General features: G+C 67.1%; 21 protein-coding genes. 13 read left to right on the forward strand and 8 right to left on the reverse strand.

The window, feature by feature from the left end:
- The first annotated feature begins 65 nt into the window (after positions 1–65).
- The 8 genes from AC5Y39_RS10330 (at position 66) to AC5Y39_RS10365 (ending at position 10,580) form a co-directional block, all read left to right on the forward strand.
- Entirely contained in the window at positions 66–743 is a 678-nt protein-coding gene (locus tag AC5Y39_RS10330; protein WP_500017358.1) for a hypothetical protein, read from the forward strand.
- Positions 744–894: 151 nt separating this feature from the next.
- On the forward strand, positions 895–1,227 hold the full coding sequence (yajC, locus tag AC5Y39_RS10335) for a preprotein translocase subunit YajC (RefSeq protein WP_500017356.1): 333 nt from the start codon (positions 895–897) through the stop codon (positions 1,225–1,227).
- A 76-nt stretch (positions 1,228–1,303) separates the two neighbouring features.
- A complete protein-coding gene (gene secD / locus AC5Y39_RS10340; protein WP_500017354.1) occupies positions 1,304–3,079 on the forward strand; it encodes a protein translocase subunit SecD in 1,776 nt (591 codons plus the stop codon).
- Between the two features lie 2 nt (positions 3,080–3,081).
- Positions 3,082–4,359, forward strand: a complete 1,278-nt coding sequence (gene secF / locus AC5Y39_RS10345) for a protein translocase subunit SecF (RefSeq protein WP_500017352.1) — start codon at positions 3,082–3,084, stop codon at positions 4,357–4,359.
- A gap of 50 nt (positions 4,360–4,409) precedes the next feature.
- Positions 4,410–5,996, forward strand: a complete 1,587-nt coding sequence (locus AC5Y39_RS10350) for an ABC transporter substrate-binding protein (RefSeq protein WP_500017521.1) — start codon at positions 4,410–4,412, stop codon at positions 5,994–5,996.
- Positions 5,993–6,520, forward strand: a complete 528-nt coding sequence (locus tag AC5Y39_RS10355) for an adenine phosphoribosyltransferase (RefSeq protein ID WP_500017351.1) — start codon at positions 5,993–5,995, stop codon at positions 6,518–6,520. Before AC5Y39_RS10350 ends, AC5Y39_RS10355 begins: the two co-directional genes overlap by 4 nt.
- Positions 6,521–6,551: 31 nt before the next feature.
- Positions 6,552–8,900 carry a RelA/SpoT family protein gene (locus AC5Y39_RS10360; RefSeq protein WP_500017349.1) on the forward strand — a complete coding sequence of 783 codons (2,349 nt, stop codon included), beginning with the start codon at positions 6,552–6,554 and terminating at the stop codon, positions 8,898–8,900.
- A gap of 300 nt (positions 8,901–9,200) precedes the next feature.
- A complete protein-coding gene (locus AC5Y39_RS10365; protein ID WP_500017346.1) occupies positions 9,201–10,580 on the forward strand; it encodes an acyl-CoA dehydrogenase family protein in 1,380 nt (459 codons plus the stop codon).
- Positions 10,581–10,592: 12 nt separating this feature from the next.
- Here the strand turns inward: AC5Y39_RS10365 and AC5Y39_RS10370 are convergent, their stop codons facing one another.
- Positions 10,593–11,474 carry a peptidylprolyl isomerase gene (locus AC5Y39_RS10370; protein ID WP_500017340.1) on the reverse strand — a complete coding sequence of 294 codons (882 nt, stop codon included), beginning with the start codon at positions 11,472–11,474 and terminating at the stop codon, positions 10,593–10,595.
- A 114-nt stretch (positions 11,475–11,588) separates the two neighbouring features.
- Between AC5Y39_RS10370 and AC5Y39_RS10375 the strand changes: the two genes are divergently transcribed.
- From AC5Y39_RS10375 to AC5Y39_RS10385, 3 genes are read left to right on the forward strand one after another with little or no spacing between them, the layout of a single operon-like run.
- On the forward strand, positions 11,589–12,254 hold the full coding sequence (locus AC5Y39_RS10375; protein WP_500017338.1) for an MBL fold metallo-hydrolase: 666 nt from the start codon (positions 11,589–11,591) through the stop codon (positions 12,252–12,254).
- The gene (gene hisS / locus AC5Y39_RS10380; protein ID WP_500017336.1) at positions 12,251–13,504 is read left to right on the forward strand and encodes a histidine--tRNA ligase; all 1,254 of its coding nucleotides are present in this window, start codon (positions 12,251–12,253) and stop codon (positions 13,502–13,504) included. Before AC5Y39_RS10375 ends, hisS begins: the two co-directional genes overlap by 4 nt.
- Positions 13,505–13,535: 31 nt before the next feature.
- On the forward strand, positions 13,536–13,949 hold the full coding sequence (locus AC5Y39_RS10385; RefSeq protein ID WP_500017334.1) for an Rv2576c family protein: 414 nt from the start codon (positions 13,536–13,538) through the stop codon (positions 13,947–13,949).
- Here AC5Y39_RS10385 and AC5Y39_RS10390 read toward each other — a convergent pair whose 3' ends face one another.
- Positions 13,950–14,288, reverse strand: coding sequence for a gamma-glutamylcyclotransferase family protein (locus tag AC5Y39_RS10390; protein WP_500017332.1), 339 nt, complete (start codon positions 14,286–14,288; stop codon positions 13,950–13,952). It lies immediately after the preceding gene.
- Positions 14,289–14,352: 64 nt separating this feature from the next.
- Here AC5Y39_RS10390 and AC5Y39_RS10395 point away from each other — a divergent pair, with 64 nt between their 5' ends.
- Positions 14,353–15,363, forward strand: coding sequence for an Rv2578c family radical SAM protein (locus AC5Y39_RS10395; protein WP_500017330.1), 1,011 nt, complete (start codon positions 14,353–14,355; stop codon positions 15,361–15,363).
- Between the two features lie 77 nt (positions 15,364–15,440).
- On the opposite strand, the gene AC5Y39_RS10400 is transcribed toward AC5Y39_RS10395, so the two are convergent.
- Genes AC5Y39_RS10400 through ypfJ form a run of 6 tightly spaced genes read right to left on the reverse strand, consistent with a single transcriptional unit; the run spans position 15,441 to position 21,544 of the window.
- On the reverse strand, positions 15,441–16,346 hold the full coding sequence (locus AC5Y39_RS10400) for a MerR family transcriptional regulator (RefSeq protein WP_500017328.1): 906 nt from the start codon (positions 16,344–16,346) through the stop codon (positions 15,441–15,443).
- A gap of 1 nt (position 16,347) precedes the next feature.
- Complete coding sequence (locus AC5Y39_RS10405) at positions 16,348–17,847, reverse strand: flavin-containing monooxygenase (RefSeq protein ID WP_500017326.1); 1,500 nt, start codon at positions 17,845–17,847, stop codon at positions 16,348–16,350.
- Between the two features lie 2 nt (positions 17,848–17,849).
- Entirely contained in the window at positions 17,850–18,770 is a 921-nt protein-coding gene (locus tag AC5Y39_RS10410) for a ferritin-like domain-containing protein (protein WP_500017324.1), read from the reverse strand.
- 9 nt (positions 18,771–18,779) lie between these two features.
- Positions 18,780–19,613: an SDR family NAD(P)-dependent oxidoreductase gene (locus AC5Y39_RS10415; RefSeq protein ID WP_500017519.1), complete on the reverse strand. Its 834-nt coding sequence runs from the start codon at positions 19,611–19,613 to the stop codon at positions 18,780–18,782.
- 2 nt (positions 19,614–19,615) lie between these two features.
- The gene (locus AC5Y39_RS10420) at positions 19,616–20,611 is read right to left on the reverse strand and encodes an alpha/beta hydrolase (protein ID WP_500017322.1); all 996 of its coding nucleotides are present in this window, start codon (positions 20,609–20,611) and stop codon (positions 19,616–19,618) included.
- Between the two features lie 51 nt (positions 20,612–20,662).
- Positions 20,663–21,544, reverse strand: a complete 882-nt coding sequence (gene ypfJ / locus AC5Y39_RS10425; RefSeq protein WP_500017320.1) for a KPN_02809 family neutral zinc metallopeptidase — start codon at positions 21,542–21,544, stop codon at positions 20,663–20,665.
- Between the two features lie 36 nt (positions 21,545–21,580).
- Here ypfJ and AC5Y39_RS10430 point away from each other — a divergent pair, with 36 nt between their 5' ends.
- Positions 21,581–23,035: a carboxylesterase/lipase family protein gene (locus tag AC5Y39_RS10430; protein ID WP_500017517.1), complete on the forward strand. Its 1,455-nt coding sequence runs from the start codon at positions 21,581–21,583 to the stop codon at positions 23,033–23,035.
- Positions 23,036–23,065: the final 30 nt, after the last annotated feature.

The raw sequence follows: 23,065 nt of genomic DNA on the forward strand, positions 1-23,065 counted from the left end.
CGAAGTTACGGTTACGGGCCGCCCAGATCGGGGTACTCATGGCGGATTACGACAAAGGAGACGTCATGAACGAATCGGACACCGGCGCTCCGGTGCGAGGAGCGAGGATGCGAATCCCGCGCAGCCGCGGCGCGGCAAGCGGATTTCTGCTGATTCTGTTGGGCGCGTGGGGGGCGCTGATTCCGTTCATCGGGCCGTACTTCGATTTCGCGTGGGGCACGAACCAGGAATGGACGTGGACCTCGCCTCGCGGCTGGCTCGAGGTACTGCCCGGCGCCGCGACCGTGCTCGGTGGCCTGCTGCTGCTGAGCTCGCGCAACCGCGCCACCGCAATGCTGGGCGGTTGGATCACCGTGCTGGCCGGCGCCTGGTTCGTCGTCGGGCGTCCGCTCTCCGACGTGTTCAGGATCGGCGACGTGGGCCGGCCTTTGGCGACGACCAACGCGAAGTACGCGGCGCTGGACCTCACCTACTTCACCGGGCTGGGGGCGCTGATCGTGTTCCTCGGCGCGCTCGCGCTGGGCCGCTTGTCGATTCGCTCGGTGCGCGACGTCCAGTACGCGCAGCGTCCGATCACTCAGCCGACGCCGGTCGTGGCCGAGGGGTCCGCGGACCAGACGACAGCAACGACCGCGCCAGAGGGCGAGCGTGTCACCGCACCGGTGCCCGCAGACCAGCCGCGGCGTCGTCGCTTCGGCGGGCTGTTCAACCGACGCCGGGAAACCACCACTACCGCCGGCTGACGCGCGGAGCGTGAAACCACGGCTGTAAATCGCGACGGACCGACGGGCCGACGGGCGCGACCGTCGCAGATGGCACACTGGTCTGTTGCGAGGCCCTGTGCACTGCCCGTTCGGGCCTACCGACCTGCACTCAAGGAAAGAACGTGCCCTCATGGAACAGCTGATCGTCTTCTTACCGCTGCTCATCATCCTGGGCGCATTCATGGTCATGGCCTCACGACGCCAGAGGAAGGCCTTGCAGGCCACGATCGACCTGCACGACTCGCTGCGCGTCGGCGACCGCGTGCACACCACGTCGGGCCTGCAGGCCACCATCGCCGGCATCACCGACGACACCGTCGACCTGGAGATCGCGCCGGGCGTGGTCACCACCTGGATGAAGCTGGCGATCCGCGACCGCATCGAGCCCGACGAGGACGACGACAGCGTCGACATCACCGAGACGGACGTCGCCGACGAGCCGGACCGACTCACCAAAGACTGACCAGAGACCGAAAGCGCGTCGGCGGCACGTACGCTTTGGCCTGCAGACGAACCGAACCTGAGGAGACCAACGGACCGTGGCATCGCCGTCGTCGCCGGTGCGTCCTTTCCGGTATTTGTCGCTGTTCTTCATTCTTCTGATCGGCGTGTACCTGCTGGTATTCCTGACCGGCGACAAGCAGGCCAAGCCGAAGCTGGGCATCGACCTGCAGGGCGGCACCCGGGTGACGCTGACGGCGCGCACCCCGGACGGGTCGCGGCCCACCCGCGAGGCGCTCGACCAGGCCCAGCAGATCATCAGTGCACGCGTCAACGGTCTGGGCGTGTCCGGTTCCGAGGTCGTGGTCGACGGCGACAACCTGGTGATCACGGTGCCGGGCAGCGACGGCAACCAGGCCCGCAACCTCGGGCAGACCGCGCGGCTGTTCATCCGCCCCGTGATCGACTCGATTCAGATTCCGCCGGAGAACCAGCAGCCGGGCACGACACCGGGATCCCCGGGAACACAGCCGCCTCCGGGCGCAGCGCCCGGCCCGCTTCCTGCCGAGGCGCCGCCACCGGGGCCAGGAACCGAACCGGCGCCTGGGCCAGAGCCGGCCCCGCCGGCGGAGCCGACCTCCGGTCAGCCCGCTCCTCAGCCCCGGCCTTACCCGCAGGATCCGCCGCCACCGAGCCCGCCGCCCACGCCCGCCCCCGCGCCGGCGTCCCCGGCGCCCAATCCTGTTCCGCCACAGCCGGACCCGCGCAAAGACCTGGCCGACAGCATCAATTTCGAGAAGCAGCTGCGCCAGAACCCGGCGCTGTCACAGGTGGCGCTGGGCGTGCTGTTGCAGCGCCGCTGCCAGGGCCCCGATCCGCTCGCCGGTAACGACGATCCCAATCAGATCCTGGTCACCTGCTCGCAGGACCGCACGCAGATCTACCTGCTGGACAAGTCGATCATCAGCGGCGATCAGATCGACAACGCGTCGGCGTCGTTCAACCAGCAGCCGCCTCAGTGGGTGGTCAATCTGAAGTTCAAGTCCGCGGCCGCCAACACCTGGGCTGACTACACCGCCGCGCACGTCGGCACGCAGACCGCGTTCGTGCTCGACTCGCAGGTGGTCAGCGCGCCGGCGATCCGCGAGGCGATTCCCGGCGGCAACACCCAGATCACCGGCGATTTCACTGCGGGTAAAGCGCGCGACCTGGCCGCAGTGCTCAAGTACGGATCGCTGCCGCTGTCCTTCGAGTCCTCTGAAGCCGAAACAGTCTCTGCGACATTGGGTTTGACGTCTCTGAAGGCAGGCTTGATCGCGGGCGCCATCGGCTTCGCGCTGGTGCTGCTGTATTCGCTGCTGTACTACCGGGTGCTGGGTCTGCTCACCGCCCTGTCGCTGGTGGCCTCCGGCGCGATGGTGTACGCGATCCTGATCCTGCTGGGCCGCTACATCAACTACACGCTCGACCTTGCCGGCATCGCGGGTCTGATCATCGGCATCGGCACCACCGCCGACTCGTTCGTCGTGTTCTTCGAACGGATCAAAGACGAGATACGAGAAGGCCGTTCGTTCCGCTCGGCGGTGCCTCGCGGTTGGGTGCGGGCCCGCAAGACGATCGTGTCCGGTAACGCGGTCACCTTCCTGGCCGCCGCCGTGCTGTACTTCCTGGCGATCGGGCAGGTCAAAGGCTTCGCGTTCACGCTCGGATTGACGACGATCCTCGACGTTGTGGTGGTGTTCCTGGTGACCTGGCCGCTGGTGTACCTGGCGTCCAAGTCGACGATGATGGCCAAGCCGTCGTTCAACGGGCTGGGCGCCGTGCAGCAGATCGCCCGTGAACGCCGCGCGGCAGCGCATGCGGGGCAGAGGTAGGTATGGCTGAAGTTCCTGGGAGAGGTTCGGACGAGACGACCTCGGCCGTCGAGCTCGACGACGCGGCCGCCGAAACGCTCGAGTCGGGCGCGATCGAAGACAAGCTCGACACATCGACGGCACAGCGGCATGGGTTCTTCGTCCGGCTGTACACCGGCACCGGCGCGTTCGAGGTCGTCGGCCGTCGCAAGCTGTGGTTCGCGGTCAGCGGGCTGATCATCGCGATCGCGGTCGCCAGCATCGCGATCCGCTGGTTCAACTTCGGTATCGACTTCGAGGGCGGCACGAAGGTGTCGTTCCCGCGCGGCGACGCCACTGTCGAACAGGTCGAAGACGTGTTCCGCACTACGCTGGGCACCGACCCCGAGCAGGTGGTGGTCGTCGGCAACGGCGCGTCGGCCACGGTGCAGATCCGCTCTGAGACGCTGTCCAACGAGCAGGCCGGCAAGCTCAAAGACGCGCTGTTCGACAAGTTCCACCCGGTCGGCGTCGACGGCAAGCCGTCCAAGGACGCGATCAGCGACTCAGCGGTGTCGTCGACGTGGGGCGGCCAGATCACCAAGAAGGCGCTGATCGCGCTCGGCGTGTTCCTGGTGCTGGTCAGCCTCTACATCACGATCCGCTACGAGCGCTACATGGCCGTCTCGGCGCTGGCCACCATGTTCTTCGACATCATCACCACCGCGGGTGTGTACTCGCTGGTCGGGTTCGAGGTCACGCCGGCCACAGTCATCGGGCTGCTGACCATCCTGGGTTTTTCGATCTACGACACCGTGATCGTGTTCGACAAAGTCGAGGAGAACACCCACGGCTTCCAGCACACCACCCGTCGCACGTTCGCCGAACAGGCCAACCTCGCGGTCAACCAGACCTTCATGCGGTCGATCAACACCAGCCTCATCTCGGTGCTGCCCATCGCTTCGCTGATGGTGGTGGCGGTGTGGCTGCTGGGCGTGGGCACGCTGAAGGATCTGGCGCTGGTGCAGCTGGTCGGCGTCATCGTCGGGACCTACTCGTCGATCTTCTTCGCCACCCCGCTCCTGGTGACACTGCGCGAGCGCACGGAACTCGTGCGCGCACACACCCGCCGGGTGCTGCGTCGGCGCAAGGCCGCCGAGGGCGCCGAGCCGTCGGCAACCACCGCGGAGGCCGACACGCAAGAAGGACCCGCGGAGCAGGACAAGGAGCCCGTCGCGCTCGCCGCGAAGCCCGCTCCGGGTGCCCGGCCGATCCGGCCGACCGCCCGCAGCGGCCGGCCGTCGGGCAAACGGCGGCGCTAGTGCGGCACTGGACGGCTGTGCTGGCCGCGGCCGCGCTGCTGGTCGCGCCTATGGCGTTGACGTCGTGCTCGAACACCCCCGCCGAGCAGCTCGACTACTCCGTCGACGGGCCGCTGCCCACTTACAACCCGAACACCGTCGCCGGGGCCGCATCGGCCGCGCCTCAGGCGTTCGCCCGCGTGCTGACCGGGTTCGGCTACCACGGCCCCGACGGCCAGATCATCGCCGACCACGACTTCGGGACCGTGTCGGTCGTCGGCCGTGAGCCGCTGGTGCTGGACTACCAGATCGCCGACTCCGCGGTGTACTCCGACGGCAAGCCGGTGACGTGTGACGACATGGTGCTGGCCTGGGCCGCCCAGTCAGGGCGGCTCGCAGGTTTCGACGCCGCCAGCCACGCCGGCTACGCCGACGTCGAGTCCATCGATTGCACGCCGGGACAGAAGAAGGCCCGGGTCACGTTCGTCGGCGGCCGGTCGTTCACCGACTACGCGCAGCTATTCACTGCGACGTCGATGATGCCGTCGCACGTGCTGGCCGATCTGCTCGGCGTGGACGTCACCGCCGCACTTCAGAACAACGACGCGCCGGTGGTGGCCCGGATTGCCGACGCGTGGAACACGATCTGGGACCTCAAACCGGGCGTCAACGTGCGATGGTTCCCGTCGTCAGGGCCCTACAAGCTCGACTCCGTGAAATCGGACGGCTCGGTGGTGCTCGTCGCCAACGACAAGTGGTGGGCCAACAAGCCTGTCACGCAGCGGGTGACGGTGTGGCCACGTGGCGCCGACGTCCAGGCGCGCCTGAAGAACAACTCCGTCGACGTCGTCGACGTAGCGACCGGGTCGATCGGCGGCTTGACTGTGCCCGACGGCTATCAGCGCACCGACAGCGCGTCGGCCGGTATCGAGCAGCTGATCTTCTCCAGCCAGGGTCCGCTGGCCGCGCCGGCTGCGCGCCGAGCACTGGCACTGTGCACGCCCCGCGACACGATCGCCGGCGAGGCGAAGGTGCCGATCGCCAACGCGCGGCTGAACCCGGCCAGCGACGACGCGTTCAGCGCCGCAGAAAGCGCCGCGGCCAACAATCGCTACGTCGCGGCGAATGCCGACGCTGCCAAGGCAGCCGTCAACGGCACCCCGTTGACGGTGCGGATCGGCTATCAGGCACCCAACGCCCGGCTCAACGCGGCGGTCGGCGCGATCACCAAGGCGTGTGCGCCGGCTGGCATCACCGTGCAAGACGTGTCGTCGGAGAACACCGGGCCGCAGACCATGAAGGCGAACCAGGTCGACGTGCTGGTGGCCGGCACCGGCGCAGCGACGGGCAGCGGCTCGAGCGGATCGTCGGCGATCGACGCGTACCAGTTGCACACCGGCAACGGCAATAATCTGTCGGGCTACTCGAACCCCCAGGTAGACGGGATCATCGACAAGCTCGCCGCCACCACCGATCCGAAGGAGGTGGCGGGTCTGCTGTCCGACGGCGCCGGGGTGCTGTGGAACGACATGCCGACGCTGCCGCTGTATCGCCAGCAGCGCACGCTGATCTGGTCGAAGAAGATGTCATCGGTGGTGGCCAACCCGACCCGCTGGGGCGCCGGCTGGAACATGGACCGGTGGGTGCTGAAGGAATGAGTCGCGACGTTCGCGACGTCATCGTCTCGCTGATGCGCAATGTCCCGGACTTCCCGACGCCCGGTGTTCAGTTCAAGGACTTGACGCCGCTGCTGGCCGATCCGGACGGGCTTGCCGCGGTCACCGATGCGCTGGCCGAGTCCGCTTCCGGTGCGGAGTTGATCGCCGGGATCGACGCCCGCGGCTTTCTGCTCGGCGCGGCAGTGGCGACGCGGCTCGGCACCGGGGTGCTGGCCGTCCGCAAGGGTGGCAAGCTGCCGCCACCGGTGCACAGCGAAACCTACACCCTGGAATACGGGACGGCCACGCTGGAGATACCGGCCGAGGGCGTCGAGCTGACCGGCCGCAGCGTGGCGATCGTCGACGACGTGCTGGCCACCGGCGGCACGCTGGCGGCCGCGGCCCGGTTGCTCGACGACGCCGGCGCGGCGGTCACCGGGGCGGTGGTGGTGTTGGAGCTTGCCGCGCTCGGCGGGCGCGAGGCGGTGGCTCCGCTGCCTGTCACCAGCCTGTACGAGGTCTGAAGCGTTTATCCTCGGTACGGGAGGTGCACAGATGGCGGCTGACGACCAAGGCGTAGGCCAGGCCGTGCAGACACCGCCTGCGCCGGAAACGCCTGCTACCGCACCGGCTCCCACGCCGAAGTCCTCCAGCGCGTCGCGGCGGGTTCGGGCGCGGCTGGCGCGGCGGATGACCGCGCAGCGCAGCGCCGTCAATCCGGTGCTCGAACCGCTGGTCGCGGTGCACAAGGAGATCTATCCCAAGGCCGACCTGACCATGCTGCAGCGGGCCTACGAGGTGGCCGAGCAGCGGCATGCCGAGCAGTTCCGCCGCTCGGGCGACCCGTACATCACGCATCCGCTGGCCGTCGCGAACATCCTGGCCGAGCTCGGCATGGACACCACCACGCTGGTCGCGGCGCTGCTGCACGACACCGTCGAAGACACCGGCTACACGATGGAGGCGCTCACCGCCGACTTCGGCGAAGAGGTGGCGCACTTGGTGGATGGCGTCACCAAGTTGGACCAGGTGGCGCTGGGTACCGCCGCGGAGGGCGAGACCATCCGCAAGATGGTGATCGCGATGGCCCGCGATCCGCGCGTGCTGGTGATCAAGGTCGCCGACCGGCTGCACAACATGCGCACGATGCGGTTCCTGCCGCCGGAGAAGCAGGCCCGCAAAGCCCGCGAAACGCTGGAAGTCATTGCGCCGCTTGCCCATAGGCTCGGGATGGCAACCGTCAAGTGGGAGCTCGAAGACCTGTCGTTTGCGATCCTGCACCCCAAGCGCTACGAGGAGATCGTGCGGTTGGTGGCTGACCGGGCGCCGTCGCGCGACACGTATCTGGCCAAGGTGCGCAGCGAGATCATCGCGGCGCTCGACTCGGCGAAGATCAACGCGGTGGTCGAGGGCCGGCCCAAGCACTACTGGTCGATCTACCAGAAGATGATCGTCAAGGGCCGCGACTTCGACGATATCCATGACCTCGTCGGTGTACGCATCCTGTGCGACGAGATCCGCGACTGCTATGCCGCTGTGGGCGTTGTGCATTCGTTGTGGCAGCCGATGGCGGGGCGGTTCAAGGACTACATCGCCCAGCCACGATTCGGCGTATACCAGTCGCTGCACACCACGGTGGTGGGGCCGGAGGGCAAGCCACTGGAGGTGCAGATCCGCACTCGCGACATGCACCGCACCGCCGAGTACGGGATTGCCGCGCACTGGCGCTACAAGGAGGCCAAGGGGCGCAACCTTCCGCATCCGCATGCGGCCGCAGAGATCGACGACATGGCGTGGATGCGTCAGCTGCTCGACTGGCAGCGGGAGGCGGCAGATCCCGGCGAGTTCCTGGAGTCACTGCGTTACGACCTTGCGGCACAAGAGATTTTCGTGTTCACCCCGAAGGGCGATGTGATCACTCTGCCGGCGGGGTCCACGCCGGTGGACTTCGCGTATGCGGTGCACACCGAGGTCGGGCACCGATGTATCGGCGCCCGGGTGAACGGCCGGCTGGTGGCGCTGGAGCGCAAGCTCGAAAACGGCGAAGTGGTCGAGATTTTCACCTCCAAGGCGCCCAATGCCGGGCCGTCACGCGACTGGCAGCAATTTGTGGTGTCGCCGCGGGCGAAGGCCAAGATCCGGCAGTGGTTCGCCAAGGAGCGTCGCGAGGAGGCGCTGGAGGCCGGTAAGGACGCGATCGCGCGCGAGGTACGGCGCGGCGGACTTCCGTTGCAGCGCTTGATGAATGCCGAGTCCATGAGCTCACTGGCGCGGGAGTTGCGTTACGCGGACGTGTCGGCGCTCTACACCGCGGTGGGCGAGGGGCACATCTCGGCGCGCCATGTGGTCCAGCGTTTGTTGGCGCAGCTGGGTGGCGACGAGGCCGCTGAAGACGAGCTCGCGGAGCGCTCGACTCCCGCGACAATGCCTGTGCGCCAACGCAATACGGAGGACACCGGAGTGGCGGTACCGGGGGCGCCGGGCGTGTTGACGAAGCTGGCCAAGTGCTGCACGCCGGTGCCGGGGGACAACATCATGGGTTTCGTCACCCGTGGCGGCGGGGTGAGCGTGCACCGCACCGACTGCACCAACGCCGCGTCGTTGCAGCAGCAGTCTGAGCGGATCATCGAAGTCGAGTGGGCGCCGTCGCCGTCGTCGGTGTTCTTGGTGGCCATCCAAGTTGAGGCGCTCGACCGTCATCGGCTGCTGTCGGACGTGACACGGGTGCTGGCCGATGAAAAGGTGAACATTCTCTCCGCGTCGGTGACCACGTCCGGCGATCGGGTGGCGATCAGCCGATTCACCTTCGAGATGGGTGACCCCAAGCATCTAGGGCATGTGCTCAACGTGGTGCGCAATGTCGAGGGCGTGTACGACGTCTACCGCGTCACGTCGGCGGCGTGAGAGCCGGCAATTCGTCACCCCTCTGATTGACTACGCATTCGGCGAACAGCGGCGCCTCCCGTACAGCGTGGCGGCCGCCACCGTCGGCCTGTCGCTATGAGGCGGGCACGGGCACGTGTTGGTCGGAGAGTTCCCGGCGTGACCGTCTGACCGCATGGGCCACGTCCGCCCCAGAGACCACCCAGCCAGCCGACTACCGATGTGCCCGCCTCATAGCGACAAGTCGACGCCCTCTGCCCGTCGTCAACTGGCGATGGTGAACAGATGTTTCGCTTGCGGTACCGCGGGTAACGGAACAGCGTGACGTTCGACCTCACGCCCACCGAGGCGCAACACGACCTGGCCCAACGTGCGCACAAATTCGCCGAGGACTGTATCCGCCCGGTGGCCGCCGAATACGACAAGCGCCAGGAATTCCCATGGCCAATTCTGGAGGAAGCCGCCGAACAAGGCTTCTACAGTCCTCTCTTCTACCGCGACCTCATCGGCGACCCGACCGGCCTGTCGCTGCCGATGTTCATGGAAGAGATCTTCTGGGGCTGCGCGGGTATCGGTCTGGCGATTGTGATGCCGGCCCTCGCACTGTCGGCTATCGGTCAGGCCGCCACCCCCGAGCAGATGCTGCAATGGGCGCCTGAATGTTTCGGCACACCCGGAGACATCAAGCTCGCCGCGCTCGCGATCTCCGAACCCGAGGGCGGCAGCGACGTGCGCAACCTGCGCACCACCGCGACTCGTGACGGCGACGACTGGATCATCGACGGGCACAAGATGTGGATCGGCAACGGCGGCATCGCCAACGTGCACGTGGTCAACGCGGTGGTGGACCAGGAGCTCGGCCACCGCGGTCAGGGGCTGTTCGTGGTGCCTGGCGGCACACCAGGACTGGAGTTGGTGCGCAAGCTCGACAAGCTCGGCTGCCGGGCGTCACACACCGCGGAATTGAAGTTCAACAGCGTCCGCGTGCCGGGTGACCACCTGCTGGGCGGACAGGACAAACTCGAGCACAAGCTCGCCAAGGCGCGCGAGGCGGTCGAGGGCGGTCGCCGCTCGGGTTCCGCGACGCTGGGCACCTTCGAGCAGACCCGCCCGATGGTCGCTGCCCAGGCTCTCGGGATCGCAAGAGCCGCACTGGAATACATGACGGCATACGCGAAGGAGCGGGAGGCGTTCGGCGCCCCGATCATCGACAATCAAGGCATCGCCTTCCCGATCGCCGAGATCGCCACACAGATCGACGCGGCACGGCTACTAACCTGGCGCGCGTCGTGGATGGCCGCCAACGGCATAGCATTCGACCGCGGTGAGGGCTCGATGTCCAAGATGGCCGCCAGCGAGGTCGCGGTCCGGGCCACTGAACGCGCGATTCAGACCATGGGCGGCTGGGGCTACATCACCGACCATCCGGTCGAGAAGTGGTACCGCGACGCCAAGCTGTACACGATCTTCGAGGGCACCAGCGAGATCCAGCGGATCGTGATCTCCAACGCTCTGGGCGCCGCGGGCGACAAGCCGCCGCTGCACTTCGAGCTCGAACCCTCGGGCGGACCGCTGAACAAGGTGTTCGGCCGGGGCACTCGGCTCCGCGGCCGTGCCGCGGACACCGCTCTCGCAATGAAAGACCGTGTGCCGCAACCCGTTATGAGGGCCGCGATGCGTTTCCTGCGTCCGCCGCGCTGACGGGCCCAGAGCCTAGTCCAACCGAGCCGACTTGATCACCACGTCGGTCTTGGGCTTGCCGTCCTGCGAACCGTCGACCGTGCCCGCCGCGGCGATCTTGTCCAAGACGGCCATGTCCTTCTCGTCGACCTTGCCGAACACCGTGTAGTTAGGCGGCAGGTGCGAATCCTTGTAGACGATGAAGAACTGGCTGCCGTTGGTGTTCGGCCCTGCGTTGGCCATCGCCAACGTGCCGCGTGGATAGACGATCGCCTGGTTTCGGGCGGGATCATCGGGCAGATATTGGTTCGACGGATACTCGTCGGCGAACTGGTAGCCAGGACCGCCAGAGCCGTCACCCTTGGGGTCGCCGCATTGCAGCACGAAGAGATCAGGGCCGGTGGTCAGCCGGTGACAATGCGTGTCGTTGAAATAGCCCTTCTGGGCCAGGCTGGCGAAGCTGTTGACCGTGCACGGGGCCTTCGCGTTGTCCAGTTGCACGCCGATTGGCCCCTGGTTGGTCGCGATGCTCATGCTGATCTGCGCGGGATCGGTCGGCACCTTGCCCGACTTGGGCGGGTCGACCTTCTTGGCCGCGGGCTCCGGACTGGCCGGGTACTGGCAGTTCGCTCCGAGATCGGCCGGCGGCTTGAACGGCGGCAGCACCCCGGCCTGAGGCGCGGCGGTGTCCTGCGTCGGTGCCACCGACGTCGTCGTGCTCGACGCGGTCGGCGTCTCGTTCGATCCCTTGCGGAAGAACACGCCCCACACCGCGAGGCCCGCCACCACGACGACCACCGCCGCCAGCCCGGCAATGGTCAGGATCCGTCGACGCCGCGCCTGCTGAGCGCGCCGCTCGAGCTGGCGCTCCAGTTTGCGCTTGGCCGTCGCACGCCGCTGCTTTTCGGTCGGCACGCCGCAGTCCTCCTGTTACGGGGTCGTGGTTCTGGCCATCGAGTGTGCCATGCAACGCCCGACGGCCGGCCCGGCAGTGCCAAACCAACGCTGCCTGCGTGGGAAACTAGACTGGTGTTGCTGACTGGATTCCCCGCCGGCATGTTGCAGTGCAACTGCTACGTGCTGGCCCCACGACCGGGGTCCGACGCCATCGTCGTCGACCCTGGGCAGCGGGCGATGGCGCCGCTGCGCCGGATCCTCGACGAACACCGGCTCACGCCTGCGGCGGTGCTTCTCACCCACGGCCACATCGACCACATCTGGTCAGCGCAAAAGGTGGCCGACACCTACGGCTGCCCCGCCTACATCCACCCCGAAGACCGATTCATGCTGACCGATCCGATCAAGGATTTCGGACCCCGAATCGCCCAGCTACTGTTCGGCGCGCTGTTTCACGAGCCCAGGCAGGTGGTCGAACTCGACCGCGACGGCGACAAGATCGATCTCGGCGGCATCACTGTGACCGTCGACCACACCCCGGGACACACGAGAGGCTCGGTGTGCTTCCGGGTCGCAGACGGCCCGGATGAGATCGTGTTCTCCGGCGACACGCTGTTCAAGCAGTCCGTGGGCCGCACCGACCTGCCCGGCGGGAGCGGCCGGGATCTGTTGGGCTCGATCGTGACGAAACTGCTGGTGCTCGACGACGACACCGTGGTGCTGCCGGGACACGGCGAGGCCACCACGATCGGCGCCGAACGCCGTCACAACCCCTTCCTCAAAGGCCTGAGCTCGTGACCGAATTCCAGGCGCCCAAGGGCGTCCCCGACTATCTGCCGCCGGAGTCGGCGCAGTTCGTCGCCGTGCGCGACGGGCTGCTCGACGCCGCGCGCCGAGCCGGCTACGGCGACATCGAACTACCGATCTTCGAGGACACCGCGTTGTTCGCCCGTGGTGTCGGCGAGTCGACTGACGTCGTCAGCAAGGAGATGTACACGTTCACCGACCGCGGGGACCGATCGGTGACGCTGCGCCCGGAAGGCACCGCAGGGGTGATCCGCGCGGTGATCCAGCACGGGCTGGACCGCGGCCCGCTGCCGGTCAAGCTGTGCTACGCCGGGCCGTTCTTCCGGTACGAGCGCCCTCAAGCCGGCCGCTACCGCCAGCTGCAGCAGGTGGGCATCGAGGCGATCGGTGTCGACGATCCCGCACTGGACGCCGAAGTGATCGCGATCGCCGACGAGGGCTTCCGATCGTTGGGGCTCAACGGGTTTCGCTTGGAGATCACCTCGCTGGGCGACGACAGCTGCCGCCCGCAGTACCGCGAGTTGCTTCAGCAGTTCCTCCTCAGCCTCGACCTCGACGAGGACACCCGCCGACGCGCGCAGATCAACCCGCTGCGCGTACTCGACGACAAACGGGACTATGTCCGTGCGCAACTGGCCGGGGCCCCGGTGATGCTGGACCACCTTTCCGATGACGCCAAACAGCACTTCGAAACCGTGCTGGCACACCTGGACCGGCTCGGCGTGCCCTACACGATCAATCCGAAGCTGGTGCGCGGGCTGGACTACTACACGAAGACCACCTTCGAGTTCGTGCACGACGGACTCGGCGCGCAGTCGGGAATCGGCGGAGGCGGCCGCTACGACGGGCTGATGCGCCAGCTCGGCGGAAAAGACTTGTCCGGCATCGGGTTTGGGCTCGGGGTTGACCGCACGGTCCTGGCACTTCGTGCAGAGGGCAAGAGTGTCGGTGACGAGAAGCGCGCCGAGGTGTTCTGCATTCCGATCGGCGAGGACGCCAAGCTCGACGTCGCGGTCACCGCTGCGGCGCTGCGCCGGGCCGGCCTGCGGGTGGACGTCTCCTACGGCGACCGCGGGCTCAAGGGCGCGATGCGTGCCGCCGACCGTTCCGGGGCGTCGGTGGCGCTGATCAAAGACCACGATCCTGAGGTCAAGGTGAAGGACCTTGCCACGGGGGAGCAGGTCGCTGTCCCCGCCGATGCAGTCGTCGGCGAGGTTCTCGCCCGACTCGGCCGCGCGTAACAATCCGGTAGCCTCCGGCGATGTGATGTACATGCAGAAAGCTGCCATCCGTTTCGCCGCAGCGACGCTCGCGGGCGCCGGTCTCCTGTCAATTCCTGCCATCGCCACCGCCGATCCGGGCGGCCATCAGGTGGTCTACACGATCACCACGGACCAGGAGGCGACTGTCAGCCTCAATTACCTGGTGTCGGACCCCCCGAGCAAGGCGGCGTTGGACGCCAACTCGGGCGCCTATCTGCGCAACGAGCGCGTCACTGTTGCACCGGGGGCGCCCTGGACGTTCTCAACGACGTTGACCGACCAGAGTTGGGCCTATGTCATGGCTGGCGGCGCGGCCCGATACAACGGGACGCCCAACCCGCACTGCGAAATCTCCGTCGACGGCAGCGTGGTGGCGCAGAACAGCGGTGAGACTGCCGCCACCTGCGCGCTCAAGGCCTGGTAGCTAACCGGCGAATACGTACACCCACGCGTCGTCGCCGGAGCGCAGGGGCACTCGAATCCGCTTGTAGTCGTCGACCTCGTACTCGTCGGCGGCGGCCAGCTCCTCTTCGCTGATCGAGAACACCGTGCCGTGCACTTCCGCACCGGGATGCGACGATCGCCGCAGAATCGGATGGCGGTCGCTGCCGCTGGTGGCGATGACGTGCGGGTCGGTGATGGTGACGTGGTCGAGCTCGAAGCCGACGATTGCGTCGTCGCGGCCGTCGAGCTCGCGGCCGAACGTTGCCAGCTGCACCTCGCGCAGCCGCAGTGTGCCATAGGAAAACAGCAATTCGGTCACGCCGGAGAGTCTTGCATCAGCATGGCGAGTTGACAGATTTTCGAACTAGAGTTCGAATGGCAGAGTGCGATGGGACGGCCAAGGCGTTCGGGTAGACGACGGGGCTCTGCCTGGACTCGCGCGTATCGGATTTGTGCGCAGCGTGCGCACACCACAGTTCGAGGGCATCACGTTCCACGAGGTGTTGTGCAAGTCGGCGGTCAACAAGATTCCCGACTCGGCGATGCTGCCGTTCAAGTACACCGTCAACGGCTACCGCGGGTGTTCGCACGCCTGCCGCTACTGCTTCGCCCGGCCCACCCACGAGTACCTGGAGTTCGACCCCGGCCAGGATTTCGACAGCCAGATCGTCGTCAAGACCAACGTCGCCGAGGTGCTCCGCCGCGAGCTGCACCGGCCGTCGTGGCAGCGTGAGACGATCGCGCTGGGCACCAACACCGACCCGTACCAGCGTGCCGAAGGCCGCTATGCGTTGATGCCGGGAATCATTGCTGCGCTTGCAGATTCGGCTACACCGTTCTCGATATTGACGAAGGGAACGCTGTTGCGCCGCGATCTGCCGTTGCTCGCCGCGGCAGCTGAGCAGGTGCCCGTGAGTCTGGCGATCTCACTGGCGGTCGCCGACCCGAACCTGCATCGCGAGGTCGAGCCGGGCACCCCGTCGCCGCAGGCCCGGCTCGGGCTGATCACCGCGGTCCGCGACGCCGGGTTCGACTGCCACGTGATGGTGGCGCCGGTGCTGCCGCATCTGACCGACTCGACCGAACACCTCGACGCGCTGCTGCACCAGATTTCGCAGGCCGGCGCCACGTCGGTCACCGTGTTCGGCCTGCACCTGCGAAGCTCGACGCGCGGCTGGTTCATGGCGTGGCTGGCCCGCTCGCATCCTGAGCTGGTCGCACGGTACCGCGACCTGTACCGCCGCGGCGCGTACCTGCCGGCCGATTACCGCGAGATGCTGCAACGCAGGGCCGCACCGCTGGTGGCCAAGCACGGATTGGCAAGAGACAGAAGAGAATTCACGACGCCGACGCCCGCGCCGGTGGCTGCGACCGTCCAGCCGACACTCTTCTAACCTCTGGACCCGCGAGCAGACGCCAAATCGCATCATTACTCCGGAATTCATGCGATTTCGCGTCTGCTCGCGGCGGTCTAGATCGCCTGGCGCCCGAGGTTGTCCTGAATGTAGTCCTCCAGCAGCTGCGCGGCCAGCGTCTCGATCCGCGCCTCGATTGAGGACGCCAACGTACCGGCGACCGACGCCACCGCCTGAGTGCGGAACCGGACCAGCATCGTGATCAGCTCGGCCACCTCGGTGTCCTCCGGCAGGGCCTCGCCGGGTTTGATCAACCCGACGACGTGTTCGGCCCCGGTCTGCACCAGGATGCCGCTGATCTCGTCGACAAGCGGCGCGATCCTCTCGTGCAGGTCGATCAGCTTGTCCAGGCCGATTCCATAGCCGCGGATCTCATTGAAAGCCTCGATCAGCTTGGGACGCAACACTGTTGCGTTGTCGCCGTCGACCTTAATCAGGTGCGACTCGACCAGCCGGGCGAATGCATCGTCGTCGCCGATCAGCCGCTTCACGTCGGCGAGCCGGCGGGTCTGCGGCTTCTCCGCCGCCCAGGTACCCACCAGCGCGGTCTCCAGCCCCAGCACGTCGCCCAGGTCTTTGCCCTGCTCCCATGCGCTGAGCATCTCGTGGACGTGGGCCAGCGTGTACCCGCGATCCAGCATCGACGTGATCAGCCGAAGCCTCGTCAGGTGCGTGTCGTTGTACAACGCGATCCGCCCGACCCGCAGCGGCGGCGGCAGCAGTCCGCGGTCGCGATACACCCGGATGTTGCGGGTGGTGGTTCCCGCAATGCGGGCCAGATCCTCGATGCGGTATTCCCCGGACAAACTGCTGCCGTACGGCTGCCGGGTGGCGGCGTCGAAAAGCTGTGCCACCGCGGTTTCCACGAGATCGCGGGAGTGCCGCCGCACCCGCCCCGGCGCGCGGCGCAGGTTGGCCAGCACCGCGGTGATGCCACTGGGAGCAGGGCGGTCGGTGGCCATGTCAGGCGGGCGACCGGGTGACGGCTTGAGCCGCGAGCTCGCGGCCCACGACGTGATAGTGGTCGAGCCGGAAAGTGCGCATCTGCCGAAGATACTGCGTCGCGAACCCCGGATACATCGCGGCGTTGAACCCATCCTCGGTGAGGTACCAGCTGCGGCAACCCGACATCCAGGTGGTGGCCTTCAGCCGCCGCTGAATGTCGGCGTTGTGGCGGCGCTGGACCTCCTCTCGCACGTCGAGATACCGCAGGTTCTTACGCAGGATCGTGGTGATCGCGGCCACCGCGTAGTCCAGCTGACCCTCGACGTACGTCAGCAGCGAGTTGTGGCCGGGGCCGGAGTTCGGGCCGGTCATGAAGAACAGGTTGGGGTAGCCGTGAGCGTTGATGCTCTTGTACGCCTGCGCGCCGCCGGCCCACTCGGCGGCCAGTGAGCGGCCGCTGAGCCCGGTCACCGGGAACGGCGGGCCCGTCAGGTGCACGTCGTAACCAGTGGCGAACACGATGCAGTCCAAATGGTGCTCGACACCGTCGCTGGTGCGCACTCCGACGGGGCTGATTGTGGCGATCGGCCAGTCGATCAGCTTGCAGTTGTCGCGCTGCAGCGCCGGGTAGTAGTCGCTGGAGATCAGCATCCGCTTACAGCCGGGCGTGAAGCCCGGTGTGAGCTGACGACGCAGCCACGGATCCTTCACCGCGGCCCTGAGGTGAAGCTTGCCCAACTGGCTGACCACGGACGTCAACGGCGAATTCCACACCAGCGCAAGTGCGCTCGCCTCGTGTCCCCAGTACAGCGCTTCGCGCGCCAATTGCTGTGCGGCAGGCAGCTTTTCGAACAGAGCCTGCACCGCCGGGGGGATCGGGGGATTCAGACGGGGGAGCACCCAGCCGGGCGTGCGCTGGAACACCTTGACGAATTCGGCGCGTTTGACCAACTCCGGCACGATCTGGATGGCACTCGCCCCTGTGCCGATGACGCCGACGCGCTTGCCGGCGAAGTCGTAGCCGTGATCCCAGCGGGCACTGTGGATCTTGTGGCCTCGGTAGCTGTCTATGCCGCGAATGTCCGGCAGGCTCGCGTCGGCGAGGGGGCCGGACGCCAACACCACAGTGCGCGCGCGAAAGCGCTTGCGCTGCTTGGTGGTTACCGCCCAGAGCCCGGCGTCTTCGTCGAACGACAAGCCGGTGACCTCGGTGTTGAACCGGATGCGCCGGCGCAAGTCGAAGTCGTCGGTCAGCTCCTCGATGTGCTGGCAGATTTCAGCGCCGGACGGATACGCACTGGACCAGTTCGGGTTCTTGGCGAACGAGAACGAGTACAGCAGCGACGGGATGTCGCAGGCGATGCCGGGATAGGTGTTGTCGCGCCATGTTCCGCCAACGCGGTCGGCGCGTTCGAGGATGACGACATCATCGACGCCGGCCTCGGTGAGCTTGATCGCCGCGCCCAGACCGCTGAACCCGGCGCCGACGATCAGCGTGGAGTAGACCTGGTCTGTCATGGTCAGGCCGCCGGCTCGTAGGTGAGTTCTTTGAACCAGCTTGGGATCGGTCGCAACAGCGCCCTGGGGTAGCGGTCGGACAGCCACACCATCGAGTTGGCCAGCAGGTGGTACGGATGCCGGGGGTTGACGACCATCGCCGCGTGCCGCTTGAGCAGCTGGTAGGTCGGCACCCGCCAGGTGTGCTCGCTGCGCTCGCCGAGCTGCTTGAACCGCAGCATCGCGTTGTACAGCCGCTCTGGATCCATTCCCATGCCGACGATTTCGTTGCGCACCCGGTTGAGTAGCGGGACGTACATCAGCAGGCCGATGATCAGGCCGGGAGTGGCGATATTGCCGACGAGCTGGATCGCCAGCCGACGGGCGGTGGCGTGACCGATCATGTCGAGGACTTCGAAATCGACGACCAGATGCCGTGATTCGTCGTTGTTGATCTTCTCGAACACCTGGTGGCACACCGGATCGTGCACCTCTTCCAGCAGGAATTTCAGCAGCGCGCCGTCGAGCGCGACCTCGAGCATCGGAATGACGGTGCCCAGCACGGACAATGGCATGTCGTCGGCGTAACGGTCCAGCCAATCGATGGCCAACCTGATGTTGACGTTCGGTTCAGGCATCTCGCCCTCGTCGAGCATGCCCCACCGTTTCATCAGCGCCAGTTCGGCATTGGCGTGGCGCTGCTCCTCGGCGTGGAAGTACCGGTAGATCTCTGCGATCGTCGGGGTCGGCGCCTTCTTGGCCAGTGCGGCGAATCCGCGCGCGCCGATGTTCTCGATCCAGCAGAGGTCGGCCATGAACTCCTTGAGCTTCGGCCGGAACTCGTCGCTGATGGTCTCGGCTCCCGGCGCATCCCAGTCGATGTCGGCCAGCGCCCATTGCCGGTCCTTGATCTTGTCGAGCATCTTGTCCATGTCGATGGCCATGACAACCTCCTAGGGTGTGACGGTTGGAAGACGAGCGATCAACCCGGCCGCTCGCGTGTAGGTGCCCGGTGCAAAGCGCTTGATGCCCCAGCCGATTCGGGCGTCGGGTTGAGGCATGCAGTACAGGCCGCCGCGGTCGTGGGTGTCCAGGCACATCTTCGCGACCCGGTCCGCCGAGAACCCCGTCCACCTCATCAGGTTGTTGGCCAGATTGCTGGATTGCGGTGTGATGCGGCCGGATTCGACGATGTTGGTCTTGACGAACGTGGGGCATAACACCGTGATGGCGACGCCGGTGCCGGACAACTCGGCGGCCAGCGTCTCCGACAGCGAGAGCACCCCGGCCTTGCTGACGTTGTAGGCGGCCATGTTCGGTGCGGCGCCGAACGCGGCCGCGGAGGCGACGTTGATGATGCCGCCGTAGCCGGCTTCCCGCAGGATCGGCGTGAACACATGGCAGCCGTGAATGGCGCCCCACAGGTTGATGCCGAGCACCCACGACCAGTCGTCGAGCGACATCTCGCCCACGCCCTGACCGCCGCAGCCCACTCCTGCGTTGTTCACCACGAGTGTCGGTGCGCTGCCGAACCAGTCCTGCGCGTCGGAGGCCAGCCGCGACACGTCGTCGAAGCGCGACACGTCGCAACCCAACGCGATCGCTGCGCCTCCCTTCTCGGTCACGGCGACAGCAGTGCGCTGCGCGGCCAGCTCGTCGACGTCGCTGCACACCACCCGGCCACCGCGGCGGCCCAACTCGACCGCGAACGCGGCACCGATGCCGCTGCCGGCGCCGGTGACCACCGCACGCGCATTGCGGCTGCGTTTGCGTGAGCTTCCGAACATCGTCATCCCGTCCGCTCGATGGTGGCCTGAGCGCTGCTGCCCAACGCGTCGGCGACGAACGACGCGACGTGGCGCATCGCTTTGGCCGCTTCGGGCGTCAGCCGCGGCAAGGCCTGGAACACGTGCACTTGGTCCGGCCAGATCTGCAGTTGACAGGAGCCGCCCGCGGCGCGGATGTCGCGCGCGAGATGGCTGGCGTCCGCCGACAGCATCTCGGCGCCACCGGCCTGGATCAAGGTAGGCGGTAAGGCCGGGCCGCGGCTGACGTCCAGAGCGAGCCGGGGATGGGCCGGATCGATGCCCTGGCAATACAACTGGATCAGCCGGGCCGCGTCGGCGGACCTGATCGCAGGATCGCGACGGCGCGCCTCCTGCGCCGCGGCGAGGGCCAGTGTCAGATCGAGCAAGGGAGAGAACAGCACGAGGGCGGCCGCCTGCCGCGGAGTGTGACCGCCGTGCAGCATCAGATCGACGGCCAGGTGCCCGCCGGCCGAATCACCTGCTACCACAACTCGATTCGGTGGCAATCCCGTAGTCGACAGCAGCCAGTCCCAGCCGGCGTGGACATCCTCGGCGGCACCGGGGAACCGGTGCCGCGGAGCCAGGCGGTAGTCCACCGAGAACACCGGCAGTCCGGTCAGCCGCGACAGCCACGCCACCAGGCGCCGGTGCGTGCGCGGCGAGCACAGCGCAAAGCCGCTGCCGTGGATGAAGTAGATCGCCGCGTCGGCGCGCCGCACACCGCGGCCTCGCACCCATTCACCTGTGACCGGACGCCAGTCAGCAGTGGCTGTGCGGACCTGCTCGACGGTGGTGCCAGCCAGTGACGGCCCGAACACATCCATGATCGTCGCGACGATGCGGCGCGAGACCCACAGCCCCCACGCGCGCTCGGGCGGAAGCAGGAGGCTGACCTGCCGCAACGTCAGCGCACTGACGACTGCGGCGCCACGAGAACGCAGGGAGCCTCGACTGGGCAGCACGCCGTCATTGGCCACAGTTGCATACAACGGCTAATGTCGCCATTTGTCAATGGCACATTTGGTGGGCTAGCCGAGATCGGACGCGTCGAACGTGTCGCACTGTTTCGGATCGCCCAGTTGGTAGCCGACGGTGAACCAGTGTTGCCGCTGTTCTGAGGTGCCGTGGGTGAACGACTCCGGATTGACCCTGCCGGTGGACTGCTTCTGGATCCAGTCGTCGCCGACGGACCGCGCCGCGGACAGCGCGTCGCTGATGTCCTTGTCCGTCAACGGGTTCAGGTAGGGCGTGCCGTTCTTCTGCTTGACGGTCGACGCGTAGTGGGCCCAGACGCCGGCGTAGCAGTCGGCCTGCAACTCGGTGCGCACACCTTCACCTTGCGCGCCCTGGGTGGCGCCGGACTGCTGTGCGCGGCCCAGATCGCCGAGAAGGTTCTGCACGTGGTGGCCGTACTCGTGGGCGACCACATATTCCTGCGCGAAAGGCCCTCCGCTGGAACCGAATTGGTCCTCCAGCACCTTGAAGAAGTCAGTGTCGAAGTATGCGGTCCGGTCGACCGGGCAGTAGAACGGACCCACTTCGGTGGTGGCGCCGCCGCAGCCGGTCTGCACCGAGCCGGAGAACAGGTGCACCTTCGGCCGGGTGTATCCGCGCAGCTGCTCACTCCACACCGCGTCCACCGAATTACCCGTTGCGATGATCCGGCAGCCCAGAATCCTGTTGGCATCGGCGCCGGTCTTGCACTGGCTGACGTCGAAGCCGCCGACCTGCTGCTGTGGGCCGGCCCGCGGCGACGATGTGACGGAGCCCGGGTCCACGCCGAGCAACAGCGCGATCACCACGATCACCAGTCCGCCGACGCCGCCGCCGATGGCCAATCCGCGTCCCGGACCGCCGCCGCTGCTCGACGCGGTGCTCGTGTCGATTTGCATGCCCTCGTTGAAGGTCATAGCTCAGCTTCCCACAACTACGATGCGGACGTGTCGATGCTCGTCCATGCGCCGTGTGGGGCGCTACGAGGCACGACCGAGTTCGGCGTGCGCGTTTGGCGCGGGGTGCCCTACGCCGAGCAGCCGGTGGGTGAGCGCCGATTTCGGGCGCCCGAGCCGGTGGTCCCCTGGTCGGGGGTGCGTGACGCCGTCGAGCACGGTCCAATTCCGTTGCAGCCCAAGTCATCTGCTGGCCGTGGTGCGGTTCCGATGAGGCGTGACGAAGCCTGCCTCACGCTGACGGTGTGGTCGCCGGACAATGCCGCGGCGTTGCCGGTGATGGTGTGGCTGCCCGGGGGTGGATTCATGACGGGTGCCGGGCAGTTCGACCTCTACAACGGCGCGCGGCTGGCCCGCAACGGCAACGTGGTCGTCGTCAACGTCACCTACCGCGTCGGGGTGTTCGGCGGGCTGGATCTTTCGAGTCTCGGGAAAGCGTTCGACGACAACCTCGCGCTACGCGATCAGATTGCCGCGCTGCAGTGGATACGCGACAACGTCGCCGCATTCGGCGGCGACCCGCACCGAGTCACGGTGTTCGGTGAATCCGCCGGCGCCACATCGGTATTGGCGTTGCTGGCTAGTCCCGCCGCGAGCGGGTTGTTCGGCCGCGCGATCGCGCAGAGTCCGGCGTTGCCACTGATCGCCGACACAGAACATCGCGCCCGTCTCGCCCGGGAGTTCGTCCGCGAACTGGGCGTGGACGTCACTGAGATCAAGGGCCTGCCGCAGCGGCAGCTGCGCCGCGCGGCGGGTGTGCTGCAGCAGCGCAGCGCGGCGACCACGCCCACGCTCGCCCACGGACTCACCCACGGCGTCGAGCTGCTGCCGCGGCATCCGATCGAGGCGGCCCGGCGCGGCGAGATCGCCCGAGTGCCGCTGATCGTCGGCACCAACCGCCACGAGGCGACGATGTTCGCGTGGGACAAGCAGCCGATGCTGCCCTTTACGCCGGCGCGCATCGACGACTACTTTCGCCGGTCTGCCCCGGATGCACGAGACCGCGTGCTCGCCGCCTACCCCGGCTATCCGCGCAGGCGGGCGGCGATTGCGGTCGCCTCCGACGTCATGTTCGGCGGACCCGCCTGGGCATTCGCCGATGCGTACAGCGTTGTCGCGCCGACGTACGTGTACCGCTTCGACCACATGAGTGCCGGCCTGCGGGCAGTGGGCCTGGGCGCCACCCACGGCAGCGAGATCGTGCACGTTCACCACACGTACGGCTCGCCCATGGGGCGGCTGATCCATCCGATCGGCCGGCGGGTCATGCCGTCGGTGGGCCGGCGGATGCAGCGCGCGTGGCTGGCCTTCGCGGCCGAAAATCAGCTGGACGGCGACTGGCCGTGCTACGAAGTGCCGAGCCGTGCGACCCGGCTGATCAAGACCACACGCGATGTCGTGGTCGACGATCCGGATCGGCGGCGGCGCGAGGCCTGGGCGACGGTGTACTGACTTGCCGCGCCGAGCGTGCGGATTCGTACG

Source organism: Mycobacterium sp. NGS39, assembly GCF_059812765.1.